Source organism: Kribbella sp. NPDC051586 (assembly GCF_044453965.1).
Lineage (GTDB): Bacteria > Actinomycetota > Actinomycetes > Propionibacteriales > Kribbellaceae > Kribbella.
In genome coordinates this window covers 634391-656472 of record NZ_JBITDF010000005.1, presented here as the reverse complement: position 1 = coordinate 656472, position 22082 = coordinate 634391, and the positions used below count along the sequence as shown (strand labels likewise).

Genomic DNA, 22082 nt, shown 5'->3' with positions numbered 1-22082 from the left:
GGATCCGTGGCGGACGACGTGTGGTTGGTCGTCGGACTGGGGAATCCCGGCCCTTCGTATGCCCGCACCCGGCACAACATCGGTCACCTGGTGGCCGACGAGCTGGCCGACCGGACCGGCGGCAGGTGGAAGCAGAGCAAGCAGGTCAAGGCCGAGGTGATCGAGACCCGGATCAGCGGCTTGCGGACGGTGCTGGCCAAGCCCCGTGCGTACATGAACGAGTCCGGCGGCCCCGTCTCCGGTCTGCTGAAGTTCTTCAAGCTGGATCCGGCCAACCTGGTCGTCGTCCACGACGAGCTCGACATCGACTTCGGCGTACTGCGCTGCAAGTTCGGCGGCGGGGACAACGGCCACAACGGGCTCAAGGCGGTACGGAAATCGCTTGGCACCGGTGAGTACTATCGGGTTCGGTTCGGTGTGGGTCGTCCGCCGGGCCGGCAGGCGCCCGCCGACTTCGTCCTCAACGAGTTCTCCTCGACCGAACGCAAGGATCTTCCGTTCGCCGTCGACCGGACCGCGGACGCCGTCGAGTCCCTGCTCACCGACGGCCTGGAGTCGACCCAAGGGAAGTACAACTCGTGAAGCTGAGCGGTCTGGTCGACACCCTGATCACCGATCCGGTGGTGGCCGAGGCCGTTCGTGACGCCCGCAGCGACGGTGTCACGACCCTCGACCTGAGCGCGCCCGGCCCGGTGCGTCCTGTCCTGCTCGCCGCGATCGCCGCGGCCCAGAACGGCGCCGACCGGCCCGTCCTCGCGGTCACGGCCACATTCCGCGAGGCGGAGGAGCTGACCGAGGAGCTGCAGTGCCTGGTCGAAGAGCCCGGCACCGTCGCCTACTACCCGGCCTGGGAGACCCTCCCGCACGAGCGTCTGTCGCCCCGGTCCGACACGGTCGGCCGGCGCCTGGCCGTGCTGCGGCGTCTCGCGCACCCGGATCCGTCCGACGAGACCACCGGGCCGATCAAGATCCTGGTCGCGCCGGTGCGATCCGTGCTGCAGCCGCAGGTTGCCGGACTGGCCGACCTGAAGCCGGTGCAACTGCATGTCGGCGACTCGGTCGAGCTCGAGGACGTCGTGGAGCGGCTTGCCGGAGCGGCGTACCACCGGGTCGATCTGGTCGAGCGGCGCGGCGAGTTCGCGGTCCGCGGCGGCATCATCGACGTCTTCCCGCCGACCGAGGAGCACCCGCTGCGGGTCGACTTCTTCGGCGACGACGTCGAAGAGATCCGGTACTTCGCGGTCGCCGACCAGCGCTCGCTGGACATCGCCGAGCACGGTCTCTGGGCGCCGCCCTGCCGTGAGCTGCTGCTGACCGACGAGGTCCGTTCGCGCGCCGCCGTGCTCGCGAAGGAACACCCCGAGCTGGCCGAGCTGTTCGAGAAGCTGGCCGAGGGGCATGCCGTCGAGGGCATGGAGTCGCTGGCTCCGGTGCTCGTCGACAACATGGAGCTGCTCGTCGACCTGATGCCGGCCGGCGCGCACGTCATCGTCAGCGACCCGGAGCGGGTCCGCGCCCGGGCGCACGATCTGGTCGCCACCAGTCAGGAGTTCCTGGAGGCATCGTGGGCCGCTGCCGCCGGTGGTGGCGAGGCCCCGATCGACCTCGGCGCGGCGGCGTACATGTCGCTGGGCGACGTCCGGTCGCAGGCTCTGGGCAAGGGGCTGGCCTGGTGGAGCCTCTCGCCGTTCGCGGCGGCGCCGACGGACGCGCCTGAGCTGCGGGACTCGATGGGCGAGCGGATCTCGTTCGACATCGACGCGGACGCCGGGGCGGTGACCAGCAGGATCCTGGCGGTCCACGAAGTCGATCCGTACCGCGGTGAGACGGCGGCCGCGGCCGAGGACATCCGCGGCTGGCTGCGCGACGGCTGGCGGGTCGTCTGTGTCACCGAAGGACACGGGCCCGCGCAACGGCTGGCCGAGGTGTTCTCCGAGGCCGAGCTGCCGGCCCGGCTGGTCGAGGGGATCGAGGAGGTCCCGGAGCCCGGCGTCGTCCTCATCTCGCAGGGCCAGCTGGACCACGGGTTCATTGCCGAAGGCATCAAGTTTGCGGTGCTCACCGAGAACGACCTGGCCGGCCAGCGGTCCGCGGCCGAACGCCGTTCCCAGCAACGGATGCCGTCGCGGCGGAAGAAGACGATCGACCCGCTCGAGCTGCAGCCCGGCGACTACGTCGTCCACGAGCAGCACGGTGTCGGCCGGTACGTCGAGATGATGCAGCGCACGGTCGGATCCGGCTCGCAGAAGGCGACCCGTGAGTACGTGGTCATCGAGTTCGCGCCGAGCAAGCGCGGCCAGCCGGGCGACCGGCTGTACGTGCCGACCGACCAGCTCGACCAGGTCACCCGGTACGTCGGCGGCGAGCAGCCGACCCTGGACAAGATGGGCGGCGGCGACTGGGCCAAGCGCAAGGGCCGCGCCCGCAAGGCCGTCCGTCAGATCGCCGGCGAGCTGATCAAGCTGTACGCCGCCCGCCAGGCGACCAAGGGGCACGCGTTCGCCAAGGACACCCCGTGGCAGCGCGAGCTCGAGGACGCCTTCCCGTTCGTCGAGACGCCGGACCAGCTGGCCACGATCGACGACGTCAAGCACGACATGGAACGCGTCATGCCGATGGACCGGATCGTCTGCGGTGACGTCGGCTACGGCAAGACCGAGATCGCCGTACGGGCCGCGTTCAAGGCAGTGCAGGACGGCAAGCAGGTCGCCGTACTCGTGCCGACCACGCTCCTCGTCCAGCAGCACTACGCGACCTTCGCCGAGCGGTACGCCGCGTTCCCGGTGAACGTGGCGCCGCTGTCGCGGTTCCAGACCGACAAGGAGGCGAAGGCAACGATCGACGGCCTGGCCGACGGGGCGGTCGACGTGGTGATCGGGACGCACCGGCTGTTCAGCGGCGAGGTGGCGTTCAAGGACCTCGGACTGGTCGTGGTCGACGAGGAGCAGCGCTTCGGCGTCGAGCACAAGGAGCAGCTGAAGCGGCTGCGGACGGCCGTCGACGTACTGACCATGTCCGCGACGCCGATCCCGCGGACGCTGGAGATGTCAATCACCGGCATCCGTGAGATGTCGACGATCGCGACCCCGCCGGAGGAGCGCCACCCGGTGCTGACCTTCGTCGGCGCGTACGACGAGCACCAGGTGACCGCCGCGATCCGGCGCGAGCTGCTCCGTGAGGGCCAGGTCTTCGTCGTCCACAACCGGGTGAACACGATCGAGAAGGCCGCGGCCCGGATCCGTCAGCTCGTGCCCGAGGCGCGGGTGTCGGTCGCGCACGGCCAGATGAACGAGCACACCCTCGAGCAGGTCATCCAGGGCTTCTGGGAGAAGCAGTCCGACGTGATCGTGTGTACGACGATCGTCGAGTCCGGCATCGACATCTCCAACGCGAACACGATGATCGTCGAGCGCTCCGACCTGCTCGGCCTGTCCCAGCTGCACCAGCTCCGCGGGCGCGTCGGCCGAGGCCGGGAGCGTGCGTACGCGTACTTCTTCTTCCCGCCGGAGAAGCCGCTCACCGAGACCGCCCACGACCGGCTCGCCACGATCGCGCAGCACGCCGATCTGGGCGGCGGTATGGCGGTCGCGATGAAGGACCTCGAGATCCGCGGCGCCGGCAACCTGCTCGGCGGCGAGCAGTCCGGGCACATCGCGGACGTCGGGTTCGACCTTTATGTGCGGCTGGTCGGCGAGGCGGTCGCGGAGTACCGCGGCGACACCCAGGCCGAGGAGCCCGAGGTCAAGATCGAGGTACCGATCGACGCGCACCTGCCGCACGACTACATCCCGTCGCAGCGGCTGCGGCTGGAGATGTACCAGCGGCTCGCCGCCGTGCGGGACTCCGACGGCATCGCCGAGCTCGTCGAGGAGTTGCACGACCGGTACGGCGACATTCCGCAGGCCGTGCTGAACCTGATCGAGGTGGCGAAGTTCCGCAACCACGCCCGCCGGGCGGGGCTGCACGACGTCACCCTGCAGGGGAACATGATCCGGTTCGGGCCGGTCGAGCTGCCTGATTCGAAGGTGCTCCGGCTCAACAGGCTGTACCCGAAGAGTCTGGTGAAGCCGCAACTGCATACCATTCTGGTGCCGAGACCTGCCACCAGGCCGGTCGGCGGTCAGCCGCTCCGGGACCAGGAGCTGCTGCAATGGTGCACCCGGTTGATCGACGACGTGATCGCGGAACCTATCGTGGTGCCGGCGTGAACCTGACAAAGAAGATGCGAGGAGATTCGGTGAGCACACGGCTACGGGCTCTCGGTGCGGTGGCAGCGATCGTGCTGCTGACCGGTGGTTGCGCGGCGGGCACACACCCCGGCGCGGCGGCCGTTGTCGGCAAGACCGAGATCAGCATCGGTGACGTCGACAAGACCTCGCAGGCGGTGACCACGGCGCTCGGGCAGAACTACAACACCACCGCCGCTCTGAGCGACCTGGTGAACAACGCCATCCTCGGGCAGGTCAAGCAGGACAAGTCGATCTCGGTCACGCCCGCGGAGACCGCCGTCGCGGCCAAGAGCGCGGTCGGTGACGACGAGGCGACGTACCAGAAGTTCCAGTCCGACACGGTCTCGCGCGACTTCCTGAACGAGGTCGCCACCGCCGCGGTCGTCACCGTCAAGCTCGGTGGCGGCACCATCAAGGACCTGCAGGACACGGCCAAGCTGCAGCAGGGCCTGCTCGCGGTCAAGGACGCGTCGAAGGACATCACCGTCTCGGTCGCGCCACGCTTCGGCCAGTGGACCGACGGCAAGCTCGACACGACGGTCTCCGGGTCGCTCTCGGTCGAGTCCGCCCAGACCGCAGCCAAGCGCAAGGCCGCCGCCGACGCGGCCCAGCAGGCCCAGCCCCAGGGCTGAGTGTCCATGACGAGCGGTGGGACGATCACGGTCGTCCTCACCAGTCCCCGGGTTGCCCCCGGACTGCTGACCCGCGCCACCTGGCAGGCCCTCGCGGCCGCCGACGAGATCGGTGCCGCGGGCGGGCCTGACCGCCCGGATGTGCAGGCCGTCATCGGCTCCGGTCTGGTCGTCACCCAGGTCGAGGCCGGCGTCTCCGCCGCGTGGACCTGGTTGTCGTCCGCTGCCGCCGAGGGTCGTCAGGTTGTCTGGCTCACCGGCGACGACGGCGAGCCGGGCCTGCTCCGGGTCGTGTCCGACGAGCTGGTCCGCCAGCCGTCGTACCAGGTGGAGATCCTGCACGGGTCGTACGACGTGCCCGGGGCTCGGCTGATCGATCTCGTCCGGGTGATGGATCGCCTGCGGCGGAACTGCCCGTGGGACCAGGAGCAGACGCACGAGAGCCTCGCGAAGTACCTGCTCGAGGAGACGTACGAGACGCTCGAGGCGATCGACAGCGGCGACCGCGCCCACCTGCGCGAGGAGCTGGGCGATCTGCTGCTGCAGGTCGCGTTCCACTCCCGGATCGCCTCCGAGGACGGCGACGAGGGTTTCTCCATCGACGACGTCTCCGGCGACATCGTCGAGAAGCTGATCCGACGGCACCCGCACGTGTTCGGGACGGTCGACGCGGCGGACGCGGCCGCGGTCGAGGCGAACTGGGAGACCATCAAAGCCGCCGAGAAGCAGCGCACCTCGGTCCTCGAAGGCATCCCACTGGCCCTGCCCGCCCTCGCCCTGGCCGACAAGGTCCTTGGCCGCGCCGCCAAGGTCCTCCCGGCCGAGCTGCCCGACCCCGGCGACTCCGAGCTCGACCGAGTCGGCCACGAACTCCTCGAACTCGTAGCCGAAGCCCGCACCCTCGGCGTCGACGCCGAACAGGCCCTCCGCGCAGCCGTCGCGTCCCTCGCCGAACAGATCCGCGCCGCCGAGACCGCAGGCTGACGTCGCTGACCGCTGCCGGACCGCAGGCAGGAGCGGACGTCCAGCACTCACCAACGCCGGCAATCTGCCGCCGACGAACCGAGCCCGAGCGTGGGCTCGGTCGTGCCGCTCAGGTTGGTGAGTGGTGGCGGATCTCCACGCCATCACAATCCCCGCCGCCGATGCGCTGCAGGCGGGAACGACCCGGGGATCGCGTGGTTGTGATGGCCTGGAGATCCACCCGCCGCACCTGAGAAAACCGGATGCCGTGGTTGACGGAGGCTGACACTGTGGCGGGGTGGATGTCGCTGAGGTTCTGCGGGAGGGCTGGGATTTGAAGCCGTCGCGCGTGGAGGTGCTGGCCGGTGGCATGAACTCGGCTGCCTGGCTGGCGGTGGCTGACGAGTGGCAGGTGGTGCTGAAGGCCGTGAGCGCGGAGGACTCGGCGTTCGAGCCTGGGCTGGAGTTGGCGGCGCGGCTGGATGACGGCGGGGTGCTGACCGGTCGGCCGTGGCCGAGTAAGAGCGGGCGGCTGGTGGAGCGCGTCGACGGCCGGCAGGTCGCTGTTCTGGAGTACGTCGGTGGGGAGGAGCTGGGGGAGAGCGTCGAGGATCAGGTGGCGATCGGCGACCTGCTCGGGCGGGTGCACTCGGTCGCGGCTCTCGAGTCCGGTGAGCTTGGCGACTGGCTGCAGCTGCTGATCCAGTTCGACGACGTGCTGGATCTGGAGCCCTGGATCCGGCCGGCTGTCGAAGGCGCTGTCGCCGATGCGCTCTCGCTCGGTCAGCTGACGTGGGCCTGGCTGCACGGTGATCCGGCCGCCGAGGCCTTCCGCCGCCAGCCAGACGGCCAGGTGGGCCTCATCGACTGGGGAGGCGCCATGCAGGGGCCGATCCTGTACGACGTGGCCTCGGCGGCGATGTACAACACCCCGACCCACGTCGTACCGGCCTATCTCGCTCGCCGCCCGGAGCTTGCTGACGAGGTCGACCGGGGGCTCGACATCTTCTTGGCGGTGCGCTGGGCCGTGCAGGCCGCGTACTTCGCCTGGCGCATCACCAACAACGTCCTTACCGGCATCGCCGGGCCCGCGGACAACCTCAAGGGCCTGACCGACGCGCGGCGGTCGTTCGGCTTGTAGGACTTTTGGCCTGTACCAGATCTGTGTTGTCGGCGAGAATAGTAGGGACGCATCAGAATCCCTGGGGATGGAGAGACGATGAAAAAGTTGCTCACGATGGCGGGGCTGGCACTTCTGGTCGTAGGCGGCGTCGCCACACCTGCTGCTGCCGCTCCCGACTGTGTGATCCTCGTGCAGTGGTGCTGAGGTCCCGCAGTACCGCTGTCTCGGTCGTCTTCCAGTCCACGAACAGGTAGCGGTTCGCGACAACCGGCGTGATCGCGGCGATCACGTCCGGCTTGTCGTCGATGAAGTGCGTGATGCCGAGCTCGGCGCAGTGAATCGCCTTCTCCGGCCGCCGGAGACAGAAGCGAACGTTGCCCTCGGCAACTCCGGTGCGCGCCCAGAAGCGGTGATGCGCGAGCCACTCCAGCGAACGCTGCTGGATCCGCGGTCCGCACTTCGACACCAACCAGGTCTCGCCGAAGAGCGGCACCAGCCTCCCGATCGCCTCGAAAGCCCCCGGTACGGCGGGCGTCCGCAGCATGGCCGCCGTATCGTGGCTGAGGATCTGCAGGCGTTTGCGGTGTTTGCCGAGCACCGGAACTTCACCTGGGCGGCTGACGTCCTGTATGTGAGTCAGCCTGCGCTGCACGCGCGCGTCCGCAAGCTGGAAGGACGGCTCGGTGCGAAGCTGTACGTGAAGGTCGGCCGCCAACTGCAGCTGACCGACGCGGGAGAGCGGCTGGCCGCGTTCGCCAACGACTCGCGCGACCTGGCGACCGACTTCCTGCGGACACTCGATGCCGCCCCGCCTCGACCGCTCGTCCTGATCGCCGGCTCCGGCACGTACCTGTACCTGCTGGGCGACTCGCTCAAGCGCATCCTCAGCCGCGGGCACGAACTCCGGCTCCGCACCGCCGACGCGGCCACGACGGTCGCCGCAGTGCGCGAGGGCTCCGCCGATGTCGGTGTGACGGCGCTCGGCGTTCCGCCGGACGATCTCGACTGCACGTTGCTCACCCAGGTCCCGCAGGTCCTGATCACGCGGGCCGGCCACCGGCTCTCGGGCCGTCGGACGGTGCGGTTGAAGGATCTGCAGGACGAGGCGCTCGTCGTACCGCCGAAGGGGCGGCCGCATCGGCAGCAGTTGGAGCGGAGCATGCTCGACCAGGGCATCCGGTGGTCCGTCGCGGTCGAGGCGGAAGGGTGGGAACTGCTGGTCCACTTCGTCCGTCTCGGTATAGGACCGGCCGTCGTCAACGGCTCCGTGCGTACGCCGGCGACGGTCCGGAAGATCCCGATCAAGGATCTGCCGCCGGTGCGGTACTACGTCGTCACCCGCCCGGACCGGAGCGAGCGGGTGGCCGAACTCAGGGGGATGTTGGAGTGAGCAAGGACAGCCGGGCGATCTCCAAGCTGCTCCGGCACACAGCAGGTGAGCACGGCCTCACGATGAGTGCGGACGGCTGGGCGGCGATCGCCGACGTACTGCGCCTGCTCGGGCTCGATCGCTCGGCGCTGGATGCGGCGGTGGAGCAGAACGACAAGCGGCGGTTGCAGGTCGACGGCGAACTGATCCGCGCGTGCCAGGGTCACTCGCTGGCGGGGATGCCGGTGACGCGTGAAGCCTTGGAGAACAGTTGGGAACGGGTGTACCCCGCGGACCTGCTGTGGCACGGGACGAATCGCGCCGCGCTGGCTGCGATCGAGCGGGAAGGTTTGCGGCCGGGGCGGCGTACCCACGTGCATCTGGCGCCGTCGAAGGACAGTGAGGTCGGGCGGCGCACACACGTAGAAGTCTTGCTGGGCGTGGATTCGGGCAATCTCGAGGTCTTTCGGGCGCCCAACGGTGTGTTACTGACGCGGGAGGTACCGGTGGATGCGATCGTTAGGACCGACGCGGTCCAATGAGCCCACTGGTCTGGAGGCTAGGCTCAAGCCGATTCGTCATCGAGAACTTGGGAGTCAATGTGGCCACCATCGAGGCCGTCGGCGCCCGCGAGATCCTCGACTCGCGCGGCAACCCCACTGTCGAGGTCGAGGTTCTGCTCGACGACGACACCGTCGCCCGGGCGGCCGTCCCGTCGGGCGCGTCCACCGGCCAGTTCGAGGCCGTCGAGCTGCGTGACGGCGACAAGGAGCGGTACGGCGGCAAGGGCGTCCAGAAGGCCATCACCGCGATCCTGGAAGACATCGACAAGGAGATCGTCGGGTACGACGTCCACGAGCAGCGCCTGATCGACCAGGCCCTCCTCGACCTGGACGGCACCCCGAACAAGGCCAAGCTCGGCGCGAACGCCATCCTCGGCGTCAGCCTCGCCGTCGCGAAGGCGGCCGCGGACAGCTCCGGCCTGCCGCTGTTCCGCTATGTCGGCGGCCCGAACGCGCACGTCCTGCCGGTGCCGATGATGAACATCCTGAACGGCGGCGCGCACGCGGACAGCAACGTCGACGTCCAGGAGTTCATGATCGCCCCGATCGGCGCCGCGACGTACGGCGAGGCGCTGATGCAGGGCGCGACTGTCTACCACGCGCTGAAGGCGGTGCTGAAGGAGCGCGGCCTGTCCACCGGCCTCGGCGACGAGGGCGGCTTCGCGCCGAACCTGGCCAGCAACCGTGAGGCCCTCGACCTGATCGCGGTCGCGATCGAGAAGGCCGGCCTGCAGCTCGGCAAGGACATCGCGCTGGCGATGGACGTGGCGGCGAGCGAGTTCCACACCGACGGCGTGTACGCCTTCGAGGGCGGCAAGAAGTCGGCCGACGAGATGATCGCCTACTACGCCGACCTGGTCGCGTCGTACCCGATCGTCTCGATCGAGGACCCGCTGAACGAGGAGGACTGGGACGGCTGGCAGAGCCTGACCGGTCAGCTCGGCGACAAGATCCAGATCGTCGGCGACGACCTGTTCGTCACCAACGTCGAGCGGCTGCAGCGCGGCATCACCGACAAGGCGGCGAACAGCCTGCTGGTCAAGGTGAACCAGATCGGCTCGCTGAGCGAGACCCTGGACGCCGTCGACCTGGCCCACCGCAGCGGCTTCACCTGCATGATGAGCCACCGCTCCGGCGAGACCGAGGACACCACGATCGCCGACCTGGCGGTCGCAACCAACTGCGGCCAGATCAAGTCCGGCGCCCCGGCCCGGTCCGACCGCACCGCGAAGTACAACCAGCTGCTCCGGATCGAGGAGGAGCTCGACGACGCGGCGACGTACGCCGGTCGCTCGGCCTTCCCGCGCTTCCAGGGCTGATCTTCAGGAGGACCCAGGTATGCCGTCCCGTCGGGAATCCGGTGCACGCCCCGGCTCGCGTCCGTCGAGCCGGACCCAGTCGCGTCCACCGGCCCGGCGGGGCGACCAGCCCAAGCGCCGTACGGCGGGACCGCAGGCCGGCCCGGCGCGGACCAGGGGCTCCCGCAACCTGACCGGCCGGGCGGCCGTCGTCCTCCTGGTGCTCGGTGCGTTGATCGTGTCGTACGCGCAGAGCCTGCGGGTGTGGTTCGACCAGCACCAGCAGGTCAGTGCGCTGCAGCAGGAGATCCGCGACCGGGAGAAGCGGGTCGCCGAGCTGAACGACGAGATCGCCCGCTGGGACGACGACGCGTACGTGAAGGCGCAGGCCCGGCAGCGGCTCGGCTGGGTGATGCCCGGCGAGGTCGGGTACCGCGTCATCGGCGCGGACGGGAAGCCGGTCGGCGCCCCGCCGGAGCCGTCCACGCCATCGGACGGTGCGACGGACACGCAGAAGCCGACCTGGTACACGAAGCTGTGGGGGAGCGTCGAAGGCGCGGGCAAGCCGCCGGCGCCCGCGACGCCGACCCCGGCCAAACCCACCCCGAAGCCGATCATCACGCCGTCACCTAAGGTGACCAGGTGAGCGTCAGTCCTGCCGACGAAGAAGCAGTCAGCAAGCAGCTGGGCCGTACGGCGCGCGGGATCCGCTCGATCGCGCACCGCTGCAGCTGCGGCCTCCCGGACGTGGTCGAAACCGAGCCGCGCCTGCCGGACGGTACGCCGTTCCCGACCACGTACTACGTGACGTGCCCGCGGCTGGCCTCCGCGATCGGGACGCTCGAGGCTTCCGGGATGATGAAGGAAATGACCGACCGCCTGGCCGACGACGAGGAGCTGGCGGCTCGGTACCGCGGCGCCCACGACTCGTACCTGGCCCACCGCGAGTCGATCGAACACGTCGAGGAGATCGCCGGCATCACCGCCGGCGGTATGCCGACCCGGGTGAAGTGCTTGCACGTGCTCGTCGGGCATTCGCTGGCCGCCGGCCCGGGCGTGAACCCCCTGGGCGACGAGGCCCTCGAGGCGCTTGACGACTGGGGCCGCCGGGGCCCGTGTGTCTGAGCGCGTTGCTGCCGTTGACTGTGGAACCAACTCGATCCGGCTGCTGATCGCGGATCTTGTGGACGGTCAGCTGGTCGAGGTCGATCGGCGGATGACCATCGTCCGCCTCGGGCAAGGTGTCGACGCCACCGGAGCCTTCGCCCCGGAGGCGCTGACCCGCGTCTTCACGGCCTGTGAGGACTTCGCATCCGTCATTCGGTCCCAGGCTGTCGGCAGGCTCCGCTTTGTCGCGACATCCGCCGCCCGGGACGTCAGCAACCGGGAAGCGTTCTTCACAGGCGTCGAGGAACGTCTCGGCGTACAACCGGAGATCATCTCCGGCCGCGAGGAGGCCGAGCTCAGCTTCCGCGGCGCCACCACCTCCCTCGACCTGCCCGCGCCGTACCTCGTGGCCGACATCGGCGGCGGCTCCACCGAGCTGGTCCTGGGCGACGCGAACGGCGTACGAGCGGCCGAGTCCCTCGACATCGGCTCCGTCCGCCTGACCGAGCGCCACGTGACCACCGACCCGACGAGCCCCGCCGAGCTAGCCGCCATCACGCGCGACGTCGACACCCTCCTCGACAGCACCACAGTCCCGCTGGCCGACGCCCGCGCGCTGATCGCTGTAGCCGGCACCGCCACGACCGTTGCCGCCGTTGCCCTCGGCCTCGCGGAGTACGACCGGAACGCCGTCCATCACGCCCACCTGACGGCCGCGGACCTACGCCGGACGACCACCTGGCTCACCACATCCACTCGCGCCGACCGCTCGGCCGTCCCGTCGATCCACCCCGGCCGAGTCGACGTGATCGGCGCCGGCGCTCTCATCCTCCAACGCCTGGCCGACCGCCTGAACGTCACCGACCTCGTCGTCTCCGAACACGACATCCTCGACGGCGTCGCCCTGTCGCTTACCTGACGCGGACGCCGTCCAGGGCGATCGTCAGGACGCGGTCGCGTTGGGCCTGGTCTACGAAGCCGGCGGCGGTGAGGCCGCTGACCATGCGGAGGAGGTCGTCGAAGGAGACGTCCTTGCGGGCCTCGCCGGCCTCCTGGGCGCGCTCGAACAGGGGAGTGCCGGCCGCGTACATCGCCGCGCGGGCGGTCTTGAAGTTCTCGGTCTCGCGGTTCAGCGACTCCCAGATCGCCCGCTTGGTCGCGGCGTACTCGACGAAGCGGTGCAGCCACGTCGTCAGCGCGTCCCACGGCGCCAGGTCCGCCGCCTTCTCCGCCGCGATGCACAGCTCCTCGATCTCGCCGAAGTACACCGCGTTCAGCAGGTCCTGCCGGTTCGGGAAGTTGCGGTACAGCGTGCCGATGCCGACGCCGGCCTGACGGGCGATGTCCTCCAGCGACGCGTCGACCCCTTTGGTCGCGAACGCGTCCCGGGCCGCCACGAGCAGAGCATCGAAGTTCCGCCGCGCGTCCGCCCGCTGCGGCCGCCGTACGTCGACCTGCAAAGCCGGCCTGCTCTGCTCGCTCGTCATTCGATCACCTTAGCCAGTTGATACCGGAGGCATCCCTCCGTTATAGTGGAGGCACACCTCGACTTTACCAGGCCGGGGAATCCCGCGCCCCTCGTACGGCGCGATCACACCCTTTCGAAGGACTTCTGCATGCCTGTCATCAGGTCTGGAAACCCGCGTCTGACCTTGGCGGTCCTCGCCACTGTCGTCGCATCGTTCTCTATGCTGCAGTCGCTGGTCAGCCCGGCGCTGCCTGTCATCCAGCACGACCTGCACACCACCCCGAGCACGGTCACCTGGGTCTTCACCGCGCTGCTGCTCTCGGTCTCGGTCGCCACACCCCTGCTCGGCCGGATCGGCGACATGGTCGGCAAGGAGCGCACGCTGTTCATCGCCCTCGGCGCGCTCGCCGTCGGCTGTCTGCTCGCGGCCCTCGCGCCGAACGTCGGCGTACTGATCGCCGCCCGCATCTTCCAGGGCGTCGGCGGGGCCGTGTTCCCGTTGTCGTTCGGAATCATCCGGGACGAGTTTCCGGCCGAGCGCGTGCCGTCCGTGGTCGGCGTGGTCTCCGCGATCATCGCCGCCGGTGGTGGGCTCGGGATCGTGCTCGCCGGCCCGATCGTGGAGTGGCTCGGCTGGCGCTGGCTGTTCTGGATCCCGATGGTCGTCGTCGCGCTGTCGACGGCGATGGTACGGCGCTACGTCCCGGAGTCGCCGAGCCGCGTACCGGGCCGGATCGACTGGCTCGCCGCCGCGTTCCTGTCCGGCTGGCTCGTCTCGTTGCTGTTGCCCTTGAGCGCCGGCCGTTCGTGGGGCTGGGGGTCGTTCCGGACCGTCGGCCTGTTCGTGCTGGCCGTCGTACTGTTCGCCGGCTGGATCACGGTCGAACTGCGCTCGCGGAACCCGCTCATCGACATGCGGATGATGCGCCTTCCGGCAGTCTGGACGACGAACCTGGTCGCGCTGCTGTTCGGGGCGGCGATGTTCGCGGTCTACGCGTTCGTGCCGCAGTTCATGCAGATCCCGACGGCCGCCGGGTTCGGCTTCGGCTCGAGCGTGACCCAGGCGGGTCTGCTGATGCTGCCGATGCTCGTCACGATGGCCGTCACGGGCTCGCTCAGCGGCCCGCTGGCACCCCACTTCAGCGCCAAGTCGCAGATCGTCTGGGGATCAGGGCTGAGCCTGGTCGCCGCGCTCCTCTTCGCCGAGTTCCACGACCACCCGTGGCAGGTGGCGGTCTCGACCGCCCTCTTCGGCATCGGGCTGGGCCTGGCCTACGCGTCCATGACCAGCCTCATCGTTCAGAACGTCCCGCGCGAGCAGACCGGCGCCGCGACCGGCATGAACGCCAACATCCGCACCATCGGCGGCTCCATCGGCACGGCCCTGGCCAGCTCCATCATCACCGGCCACACCCAACCATCCGGCCTCCCCGCCGAAGCCGGCTTCACCGACACCTTCCTCCTGCTGTCCGCCTTCGCCGCCGCAGCCGTAGTACTCGCGCTGGCCATCCCCAACCACCGCCGTACGCCGGCAGCCCCGCTTGCCGCCGAGCCCCTGCCCGCGGAGGAGCTGGCCGCCTGACATCTGCAGCTCGACAGTACGTATAGGCCCACTGCACCGCGCTCAGCCCGCCCGCTGAGCGTGCGGGCGTTGTGTAGTAGCCATATACGTACTGTCCAGCTGCAGCCGCTAGCTCGATGGTTCGCAGCCGCAGGAGGTCCGTGCATGGAGGACCGGTGGGGGTGGGGTGACGGGGCCTTCGGTCGGGATGCCGATCTCGGAGAGGAGGACGCGGGCGCAGACGCGCCCGATCTCCATCGGCTGGACCGCGATGCTGCTGACCGAGGGCGTCCACAACTGCGACTGGAGCAGGTCGTCGATGCCGACCACCGCGCAGTCCCGCGGCGTGAACCCCCGCAATTGAAGGGCTTTCAGCAAGCCGTAGGCGACCTGGTCGCTGTGGCACAGAACACCGCGTGGCGGTGGCCCTTGGTCGAGCAGCGCGGACGCCCTCCGGTACGCGTCTACGATTCCCGCGTCGAAGGGCTCCGACCACGCCTCGTCGCAGGTCGCGCCCGCCCCGGTCGCCGTCGCCCGGAACCCTTGCTCCCGGGCGATCCGGGGCGAGGCGAGGATGTTGCCGCCGAAGTACGCGACGCCGCGGCACCCATGCGTCGTGACGAGGTGCTCCGCGCCCAGTTGCCCGATCAATGCGTCGTCGGTCCCCACGAACGGCACGCCGGAGTCGGGAAAGGCTCGCGTCAGTACGACGAACGGCACCTGGCTGCGAGCCATCTCGGCGACGTCCGCCGGGGTGGTGTGCAGCACCGGGATGATGATCACGCCGGCCACCCGCTGCTGGACGAGACTGCGGAACACCCAATGCTGGGTGTCGACGCCCTCCGCGGTATTCACGACGGCCGCGAAGTACCCGAGCTCGGTGAGCACCTCCTGCGCACCGAGCGAGACCTCCGCAACCCACGGGTTGACGATGTCCGGCATCACGAGACCGACCACGTCGTTGCGCTGCGTCCGGAGGCTGGCCGCGGCCTGGTTGTACACGTACCCGAGGCGGTCGGCCTCAGCGAGCACCGAATCCCGCGTCGCTGTGGATACGAGCGGGCTGCCGCGCATCACCAGCGAGACGGTGGCCCGCGAGACGCCGAGCGAGTTCGCTACGTCGAGCATGCGGACGCGTCGCCGCGTCTCGTTCCCCATCCCGCTCGCTCCCGTCGCCGTACCTCAGTCCCACTGAACGACGATTGTCGCAGCGTCGGCGTCCCGGCCGAGCGCCGACAGCCCGTCGCCACCGCCGTCATGCGGCGCGGCCCCGATCGTGAGCGGCCGGTTGGCACTCACCTTGTCGAAGTCGGTCTCAGCGAGATCCGGGAAGTGCTTGGCCGCCTGACCGCGAAGCTCGAGCAGCACCTCACGCAGCCGCACGTTGTACGCGTGGTTGACCGTCTCCGCCCGGTCCCGACGTCGATCGACGAGGTACTCCTTGCCGTCCGGCGCCGACCAGATGTACTTCCACTCGTCGGTGATCACGGCATACAACCCGAGTTCCTCCTGCTGGAACTGCCCGAACACCACCCGATCCGCCTGCGCGTCCTGCAGCGGTACGCCGTCCGTCGCGGGGGTCGTCACGCCTGCCGTCGTCAACGCGGTCGGCAGTACGTCGACCAGACTGACCGGCGTATCGATCCGCGCCGACTCGAAGCCAGGACCGCGGCAGATCATCGGGACCCGCGCCGCCGCGTCGAGGAACGACCGTTTGCCGAAGCAGCCGTAGTCCCCGAGGAACTCCCCGTGGTCCGCGGTCAGCACGATGACGGTGTTGTCGAACTGCCCGAGCCGCTTCAGCTCGTCGACCACGCGGCCGATCTGGTGGTCGACGTACGTCACGGACGCGTAGTAGTACGACCGGATGAGCTGCCACAGGCGACGATCGCGGCCGCCGTCACGGTACTTGTAGCGGTTCTGCAGGCGGTTGTACGCCGTCAGCAGTCCGTCGCCCGACAGCGGGAGATGTGGGTCTGGCATCAGCGAGGCCGGGTAGCGCTGATGCCACGGCGCCGGGGGAGTGAAGGGCGGGTGCGGCGCGATGAAGCTGGACCAGAGGAAGAACGGTTCGGCCTGGTCTGCCAGGAAGTCGATCGAGCGGTTCGCGACCCAGGTCGTCGGGTGCAGCTCGGCCGGCAGTTGCGAGAGCTGAGGGACGTAGTACATCTCGTCGCGTAAGCCGTGCGGGTACTCGACGTGGCCGAAGCCGTGGTCCTTGACCCAGGCGAGGTAGTCGTCGGATTCCGGCGTACCGAACTCTTCTTCACTGTCACGAGACTGGAAGCCACGCAACGCGTCGCCGTCCGGGGTGAAGTGCATCTTGCCGACGCCATGGGTGCGATAGCCCGCGGCGGTCAGCTCGCTCATCAGCGTCGGACCGTCCGGCATCGGCGACCCGTTGTCGTAGCACTCGTTGACGTGCGGGTCCCGCCCCGTGATCAGGCAGGCGCGGGCCGGAACGCAGACGGGCGAGGGCGTGTACGCCGAGGTGAACAGCGTCCCGTCGGCGGCAAGCTCGTCGATGGCCGGAGTCTCGACGATCGAGTTCCCGTAGCAGGCGAGCGCGTCGGCGCGCAGTTGGTCGCAGAGGATCAGCCAGATGTTCGGCCGGCTCATCGGACGGTCGCCAGGGACTGCGGGCGGCGTGGCATGTAGACGGTTCCGATCAGGACGCTGAGGAACGTCGCGATCGCGAGGATCCACGCGAACGCGCTGAAGCTCCGCGCGACGATCAGCGGGACCACCAGGCTCCAGCCTGCGAGGAGCATCTTCTGGGCGAAGATGATCGCGCCCTGCGCCGTCGACCGCAGCATCGTCGGGAACAACTCCTGGCACCAGACCCGGTACAGCTGCTCCTGGCCGCACGAGGACGCCAATGCGTTGATGACGATGAAGGCTACGATCGCCGTCGAGTTCGTGACCGGGAAGACGATCAGCAGCAGGGCCGCCACGACGGAGAAGACGCCCGCCACGCCGTACAGCAGGCGGCGGTTGACCCGGTCGACCAGCGGCATGAAGAGGAACGCGACGCCGAGCCCGACGAGCGCGAAGTTCAGCGCGTTCAGGCCGACGCTGGCCGCCTGCCCCTTGGCGCCGACGGTCTTGAGGATGTACGGCAGGAAGAATCCGAACGTGCCGGCCGCGACACTGCCCAGCGTGTGCACCGCGAAGACGAACACCAGCGGCTTCGCGAGCGCGGGCCGCAGCAGCGCCCGCAGCTGGGCCGCGGATACCTGCGCCCGATCGGTCTGCGCGTCGACCCAGATCTCGGACTCGCCCATCCGGCGCCGCAGGAACCAGGTCACGAACGCAACCACGACCAGCTGCCCGAACACGATTCTGATCCCGAGCACGCCGAGATCCGCGAGCGCCAGCGCGAGGAGCAGGCTCACGACCGGACCGAGGCTCCAGAACAGCGAGGTCAGGCCGATCGCCCTGCCTCGCGCTCGCTCCGGCGCGATCTCGCCGACAAGCGCCCAGGACGTCGGTACGTCGGCTCCGACCGCGAGACCCATGATGATCAGGCCGATGAAGAGCGTGGCGCTGTTGAAGGCGGCCATCACCAGCAGACCGCCGAGAACGTAGATCAACAGGTCGTACTGATAGATCCGCTTCCGGCCGAACACGTCGCCGAGCCGGCCGCCGATCAACGCGCCCACGGCGTACGACGCGGCGTTGGTCCCGAGGGCGCCCAGCAGGCCGACGGTCGACTTGCTCATCCCGAACTCGGCCGACCACAGCGCGAGCCCGGACGACGCGGCCACGATCGACCCGGCGTCGATGTAGTCGGCCATACACGCCAGGACGGTCCGCCGTACCTGCACCCGCTCGCGCGTCCCGCGCATCGGCTCTGTGGCAGTCATCGGTCCACTCCTCACTTAGATCGATCTAAATCAGCATGAGATCGATCTAAATCGAGGTCAAGCCCTCGCGATGGCCGGATCCGGTCGCCTCTAGGCTGGGGCGGTGAAGCTTCCGCACCCGTTGACGGGGGAGTTGTTCGACAGTCCGGTGCCGCCCGGGAGCGGCTGGCCGGAGGATCCCGCCGTACGGCGTACTCCGGTGGCGGGTGATCCGGCCGCAGTGGCGAAGCTTGCGGCGACCGACGACCTGACGGAACTGGAAGCACGCGTATCGGTCTGCCGGGCGTGTCCGCGGCTGGTGGAATGGCGGGAAGATGTTGCTGTCGGCAAGCGGAAGTCCTTCGCCGGCCAGCCGTACTGGGGTCGTCCGATCGCCGGCTGGGGTGATCCTGCGCCCCGCATCCTCATCGCCGGTCTGGCTCCCGCGGCCAACGGTGGCAACCGCACCGGGCGGGTCTTCACCGGCGACCGCTCCGGCGACTGGCTGTTCGCGTCGCTGTACCGCGTTGGTCTCGCCAACCAACCCACGAGCGAACACGCCGGCGACGGCCTCGAGCTCACCGGCGCCCGCATGATCGCCGCCGTGCGCTGCGCCCCACCCGCCAACAAACCCACGCCCGACGAACGCGACAATTGCACCCCGTGGTTCCGCCGCGAGCTGGAGTTGTGCCTCCCCACCACCCGAGCCATCGTCTGCCTCGGCAAGTTCGGCTACGACGCTCTCCTCGCCGGCCTGTCCGCCCTGGGCGCCACCATCCCCAAACCCCGCCCCAAGTTCGGCCACGCCGCCGAACACCAAATCCAAACCCCCCAAGGCGAAGTGACCGTCCTGGCCTCCTTCCACCCCAGCCAGCAAAACACCTTCACCGGCAAACTGACCGAACCCATGCTCGACGCCGTACTAACCCGAGCTCGCTCGATCGCCGGCCTGTGAGCCACGGGTACCTACTGCGTCAACAAACGGACTCCGAAGTTGCCGGCGCCTGTACCTGAGGATGTGCGGTGCCCGGGACGGGATTCGAACCCGTATGCCTGTGAGGGCCGCGAGGTTTAAGTTCGACCTGGCCGTGTTCAGGACGAGCCGCAGGGGTTCGCCCCGACTCGGTCGTTCGCGCGTGCATCCCGTCTGGACACTGCTGAACGCCGTCGAACTGCAACCGGAAGTGCAACCGAACTGCCCGATACACGAGGCCGGCCGTCTGGCGACCACTAGCGCGAGTGCCGCCAGCCCCCTAGCGCGAAGAGACGGTGTGACTTAGCGTGATCGCTCAACTGATCTGGTCTGAGGGGGCAACTGTGGTACTAGGGGACAACCCAATCCGACGCACGGAGGATGACGTTCTAGGTCGGGCAGGCTTATCGAGAAGCATCGCTGACGATCTATTAGAAGTCGACGCGTCCGACGGTCATGTCGTCGCCATATTGGGTGCGTGGGGCTCCGGAAAGACGTCGCTAATCAATCTGATCAAACTAGAACTTGATTCTAGTTCCGTCCCGATCATTGACTTCAACCCGTGGATGTTCTCTGGAACGGAGCAATTGGTCGAATCGTTCTTTGGTGAGCTGGCCGCTCAACTGCGCCTCAAGGGTGACAAGGTCTCAGGTATCGCAAAGGAGCTTGAGAGCTACGGTGAAATCTTCAGTCCGATAAGCCTGATCCCTGTGGTCGGTGGATGGTTTGACCGCGCTCGCGGAGTTGTTACATCCGTGCGAAAGTTGCAGGAAAAGAACAGAGGAAGTGTTGTTGAACGTCGAGCAAAACTCGGCGGTCATCTGAGGGAGCTGAAGAGTCCGATCATTGTCTTCATTGACGACATCGACCGGCTCCAAACGACCGAAATTCGAGACATATTCAGATTAGTTCGACTCACGGCGAGCTTCCCAAATATTGTCTACGTGTTGGCGTTTGATCGATCGCGGGTCGAATCTGCTCTGCAGGATCAGGGCGTCGACGGCAGGAGCTATCTAGAGAAGATAGTCCAGACGTTGTATAACCTCCCAAGAATTCCAGACAGCGTACTCTGGCGTGAGGTCGGAGCCGCATTGACGGTCAGTTTGAAAAATGTTGAACAAGTTCAGAGGTTCGACGAGGATAGATGGCTCGATATCCTCGCTGAGGTGATCGTTCCTCTTATGGCGAACATGCGTGATGTGCGGAGGTATGCCGCGTCGTCGCGACGTACGGTGTCTGCACTCGTGGAGCAAGTCGAATTGTCCGATCTGCTTGCGATGGAAGCAGTAAGAGTGTTCCTTCCTGATGTCTTTCGTCTGATGTCGGAAAATGCGACGGCGCTGACTCGGACGGCGTCGTGGGGCAGCAGCAATGATCCTGCGGAAGAGGAACATCGGCGGGCTATTGCGGCGATGATCGAGGCCGGCGAGGATCGCCAGGATGTTGTTCAGAGCGTGCTCAGGAGACTATTTCCAGCCGCGCTGCGACACATCGGAGAAGGTGCCTACGGGGCTGATTGGGCGTCGACTTGGCTCCGCGGTCGAAATGTGGCTCACCCTGACATACTTCGTCTCTATGTCGAGAATGTTGCTCCAGAGGGACTCCTGGCGTTCTCCGATTCGGAGCGAGCGGCTCGACTGATGGCAAACGCTGACGATTTCGAATCCTATCTCCGGTCGATCGATCCGAGTCGCCTTGAAGACGTCGTGGCGGCTTTGGAGAATTGGGAAGACGAGTATCCAGGCTCGGCGATCGTTCCCGCCAGTTCGGTCCTACTAAACATCATTCCGGAGATGCCTGAAGGTCGGCGGGGTATGTTCAGCAGCCCAGATCGACGCTTCGCGGTTAGCCGAGTAGTCCTTCGTCTGCTGCGCCGCTCTGGAGATCACTCGGCGACAGAGTCTGCGGCTGAAGAGATCTACTCGGGACTGCATTCACTTTCCTCGAAACGTGAGTTTCTGCGCATCGTTGGACGTGGTAAGAATGAAGAAAAGGAAAGGATTACGTCGGTCGACTTCGAACGCAAGATGGAGAAGCGTTTGTTCGAAGAGATCGCGCAATCGTCTACGTCGGATTTGGGAAGCGAATGGGACGTGATGCGACTGGTGCTCTTCGCCAAAGAAGTTGCAGGGGAAGACGGCTTTCAACTCTCACTTGATGACGTTGACTTGAATGAGAAGCTGCTGCGCGCTGCTTGCAGCGAGGTACGCGGTCAGAGCATGGGAAGTCGCGCGGTCGTTCGCATCAATCGACTGACCTGGGATGCTCTCATAGAGGCGCTGGAATCGGAGGAACGGATCGCATTGCTGCTCGACACCCTCCGGGAGCGTGCTGAGATCGATCCATCGCTCAAGGAACTGGTTCTGCTCGCCGACAAGTATCTGTCTGGTTGGCGTCCGGAGGACTTCTAGTGCGCTATCAGGCTTGACGGTTATGTGTCAACCGCGGCCAGTCCGCCGGATCGTCCCGATAGCTGCCGCCCAAGGTCAGGGACGGTGCGTGTCCAGGGTCGAGCTTGCTCGATCGCGCAGCGACGCCGGCAGGCGCCCTTGACGCGTGCCGTGCCGGACCGCACTTCTCCAACATTGCTGTCGGGACGATCCGGAAGCCCATGGTCAGACGGCAGGCATGCTCAGTCACCGACGTACGGAACGGCCGGCGAATCCGAGTGAGCGGCACAGCTGCGGGGTGCCGAGCCGTTGATGGCGAGGTCTGCTGTCTTCGACCCGGCGCCCTGTTGGCATGTGCGCGCCAAGCCAAGGGCCGCGCCGGGAGCGAAGCGAAGCGAGAGCGGGAGGCATGCGGCCCGACCTGCGGTGGCGGCGCGCTTTCGGGCCCTGAAGGGCCCGTCTTGAAGACGTAGGGAAACTTGTCAGGCCGTGCTAGACGCATCGCGCCCAAACTGGCAAGGTTGGCCAATCGACTGGTCAAGGGGGGCCATGTGATAGGTC

General features: G+C 67.7%; 19 protein-coding genes. 14 read left to right on the top strand and 5 right to left on the bottom strand.

Annotation, left to right across the window (positions count from 1 at the left end):
- Positions 1-6: 6 nt before the first annotated feature.
- The 5 genes from pth (at position 7) to ACIA58_RS36760 (ending at position 6965) form a co-directional block, all read left to right on the top strand.
- Positions 7-582: an aminoacyl-tRNA hydrolase gene (pth, locus tag ACIA58_RS36780; RefSeq protein ID WP_396408473.1), complete on the top strand. Its 576-nt coding sequence runs from the start codon at positions 7-9 to the stop codon at positions 580-582.
- A complete protein-coding gene (gene mfd / locus ACIA58_RS36775; protein ID WP_396408472.1) occupies positions 579-4208 on the top strand; it encodes a transcription-repair coupling factor in 3630 nt (1209 codons plus the stop codon). The genes pth and mfd overlap by 4 nt, the downstream gene beginning before the upstream one ends.
- Before the next feature lie 29 nt (positions 4209-4237).
- Positions 4238-4861: a hypothetical protein gene (locus tag ACIA58_RS36770; protein ID WP_396408471.1), complete on the top strand. Its 624-nt coding sequence runs from the start codon at positions 4238-4240 to the stop codon at positions 4859-4861.
- A gap of 6 nt (positions 4862-4867) precedes the next feature.
- On the top strand, positions 4868-5845 hold the full coding sequence (locus tag ACIA58_RS36765) for a MazG family protein (RefSeq protein ID WP_396408470.1): 978 nt from the start codon (positions 4868-4870) through the stop codon (positions 5843-5845).
- 277 nt (positions 5846-6122) lie between these two features.
- Positions 6123-6965, top strand: a complete 843-nt coding sequence (locus tag ACIA58_RS36760; protein ID WP_396408469.1) for a phosphotransferase enzyme family protein — start codon at positions 6123-6125, stop codon at positions 6963-6965.
- Between the two features lie 91 nt (positions 6966-7056).
- Here ACIA58_RS36760 and ACIA58_RS36755 read toward each other — a convergent pair whose 3' ends face one another.
- Positions 7057-7491: a hypothetical protein gene (locus ACIA58_RS36755; protein ID WP_396408468.1), complete on the bottom strand. Its 435-nt coding sequence runs from the start codon at positions 7489-7491 to the stop codon at positions 7057-7059.
- A gap of 12 nt (positions 7492-7503) precedes the next feature.
- On the opposite strand from ACIA58_RS36755, the gene ACIA58_RS36750 reads away from it, so the two are divergent.
- The 6 genes from ACIA58_RS36750 to ACIA58_RS36725 are packed head-to-tail and all read left to right on the top strand — an operon-like array spanning position 7504 to position 12203.
- Positions 7504-8337, top strand: a complete 834-nt coding sequence (locus ACIA58_RS36750; protein ID WP_396408467.1) for a LysR family transcriptional regulator — start codon at positions 7504-7506, stop codon at positions 8335-8337.
- The gene (locus ACIA58_RS36745) at positions 8334-8858 is read left to right on the top strand and encodes an RNA 2'-phosphotransferase (protein ID WP_396408466.1); all 525 of its coding nucleotides are present in this window, start codon (positions 8334-8336) and stop codon (positions 8856-8858) included. Before ACIA58_RS36750 ends, ACIA58_RS36745 begins: the two co-directional genes overlap by 4 nt.
- 59 nt (positions 8859-8917) lie before the next feature.
- Entirely contained in the window at positions 8918-10198 is a 1281-nt protein-coding gene (gene eno, locus ACIA58_RS36740; protein WP_396408465.1) for a phosphopyruvate hydratase, read from the top strand.
- Between the two features lie 19 nt (positions 10199-10217).
- Positions 10218-10823 carry a septum formation initiator family protein gene (locus ACIA58_RS36735; RefSeq protein WP_396408464.1) on the top strand — a complete coding sequence of 202 codons (606 nt, stop codon included), beginning with the start codon at positions 10218-10220 and terminating at the stop codon, positions 10821-10823.
- The gene (locus tag ACIA58_RS36730) at positions 10820-11302 is read left to right on the top strand and encodes a DUF501 domain-containing protein (protein WP_396408463.1); all 483 of its coding nucleotides are present in this window, start codon (positions 10820-10822) and stop codon (positions 11300-11302) included. The genes ACIA58_RS36735 and ACIA58_RS36730 overlap by 4 nt, the downstream gene beginning before the upstream one ends.
- Positions 11295-12203 (top strand): exopolyphosphatase, encoded by a 909-nt coding sequence (locus ACIA58_RS36725; RefSeq protein WP_396408462.1) that lies wholly within the window; start codon positions 11295-11297, stop codon positions 12201-12203. The genes ACIA58_RS36730 and ACIA58_RS36725 overlap by 8 nt, the downstream gene beginning before the upstream one ends.
- Here ACIA58_RS36725 and ACIA58_RS36720 read toward each other — a convergent pair.
- Positions 12196-12771: a TetR/AcrR family transcriptional regulator gene (locus ACIA58_RS36720; protein WP_396408461.1), complete on the bottom strand. Its 576-nt coding sequence runs from the start codon at positions 12769-12771 to the stop codon at positions 12196-12198. The genes ACIA58_RS36725 and ACIA58_RS36720 overlap by 8 nt on opposite strands.
- A gap of 129 nt (positions 12772-12900) precedes the next feature.
- Between ACIA58_RS36720 and ACIA58_RS36715 the strand changes: the two genes are divergently transcribed.
- Positions 12901-14334 (top strand): MFS transporter, encoded by a 1434-nt coding sequence (locus tag ACIA58_RS36715; RefSeq protein WP_396408460.1) that lies wholly within the window; start codon positions 12901-12903, stop codon positions 14332-14334.
- A gap of 108 nt (positions 14335-14442) precedes the next feature.
- Here the strand turns inward: ACIA58_RS36715 and ACIA58_RS36710 are convergent, their stop codons facing one another.
- Genes ACIA58_RS36710 through ACIA58_RS36700 form a run of 3 tightly spaced genes read right to left on the bottom strand, consistent with a single transcriptional unit; the run spans position 14443 to position 18179 of the window.
- Positions 14443-15471 carry a LacI family DNA-binding transcriptional regulator gene (locus tag ACIA58_RS36710; protein WP_396408459.1) on the bottom strand — a complete coding sequence of 343 codons (1029 nt, stop codon included), beginning with the start codon at positions 15469-15471 and terminating at the stop codon, positions 14443-14445.
- Between the two features lie 24 nt (positions 15472-15495).
- Positions 15496-16932 carry a sulfatase gene (locus tag ACIA58_RS36705; RefSeq protein WP_396408458.1) on the bottom strand — a complete coding sequence of 479 codons (1437 nt, stop codon included), beginning with the start codon at positions 16930-16932 and terminating at the stop codon, positions 15496-15498.
- Positions 16929-18179 carry an MFS transporter gene (locus ACIA58_RS36700; RefSeq protein WP_396408457.1) on the bottom strand — a complete coding sequence of 417 codons (1251 nt, stop codon included), beginning with the start codon at positions 18177-18179 and terminating at the stop codon, positions 16929-16931. Before ACIA58_RS36700 ends, ACIA58_RS36705 begins: the two co-directional genes overlap by 4 nt.
- A gap of 103 nt (positions 18180-18282) precedes the next feature.
- Here ACIA58_RS36700 and ACIA58_RS36695 point away from each other — a divergent pair, with 103 nt between their 5' ends.
- Together ACIA58_RS36695 and ACIA58_RS36690 are read left to right on the top strand one after the other, a co-directional pair.
- Positions 18283-19113 carry a uracil-DNA glycosylase gene (locus ACIA58_RS36695; RefSeq protein ID WP_396408456.1) on the top strand — a complete coding sequence of 277 codons (831 nt, stop codon included), beginning with the start codon at positions 18283-18285 and terminating at the stop codon, positions 19111-19113.
- Positions 19114-19439: 326 nt separating this feature from the next.
- Positions 19440-21542 carry a P-loop NTPase fold protein gene (locus tag ACIA58_RS36690; RefSeq protein ID WP_396408455.1) on the top strand — a complete coding sequence of 701 codons (2103 nt, stop codon included), beginning with the start codon at positions 19440-19442 and terminating at the stop codon, positions 21540-21542.
- The last annotated feature ends 540 nt before the right edge of the window (positions 21543-22082 follow it).

Excerpts from the sequence above, each read along its gene's own strand:
- ACIA58_RS36765 (WP_396408470.1), top strand. The coding sequence starts at position 4,868 with ATGACGAGCGGTGGGACGATCACGGTCGTCCTCACCAGTCCCCGGGTT.
- ACIA58_RS36755 (WP_396408468.1), bottom strand. The coding sequence starts at position 7,491 with ATGCTGCGGACGCCCGCCGTACCGGGGGCTTTCGAGGCGATCGGGAGG.
- ACIA58_RS36735 (WP_396408464.1), top strand. The coding sequence starts at position 10,218 with ATGCCGTCCCGTCGGGAATCCGGTGCACGCCCCGGCTCGCGTCCGTCG.
- ACIA58_RS36720 (WP_396408461.1), bottom strand. The coding sequence starts at position 12,771 with ATGACGAGCGAGCAGAGCAGGCCGGCTTTGCAGGTCGACGTACGGCGG.
- ACIA58_RS36715 (WP_396408460.1), top strand. The coding sequence starts at position 12,901 with ATGCCTGTCATCAGGTCTGGAAACCCGCGTCTGACCTTGGCGGTCCTC.
- ACIA58_RS36710 (WP_396408459.1), bottom strand. The coding sequence starts at position 15,471 with ATGGGGAACGAGACGCGGCGACGCGTCCGCATGCTCGACGTAGCGAAC.
- ACIA58_RS36705 (WP_396408458.1), bottom strand. The coding sequence starts at position 16,932 with ATGAGCCGGCCGAACATCTGGCTGATCCTCTGCGACCAACTGCGCGCC.
- ACIA58_RS36700 (WP_396408457.1), bottom strand. The coding sequence starts at position 18,179 with ATGACTGCCACAGAGCCGATGCGCGGGACGCGCGAGCGGGTGCAGGTA.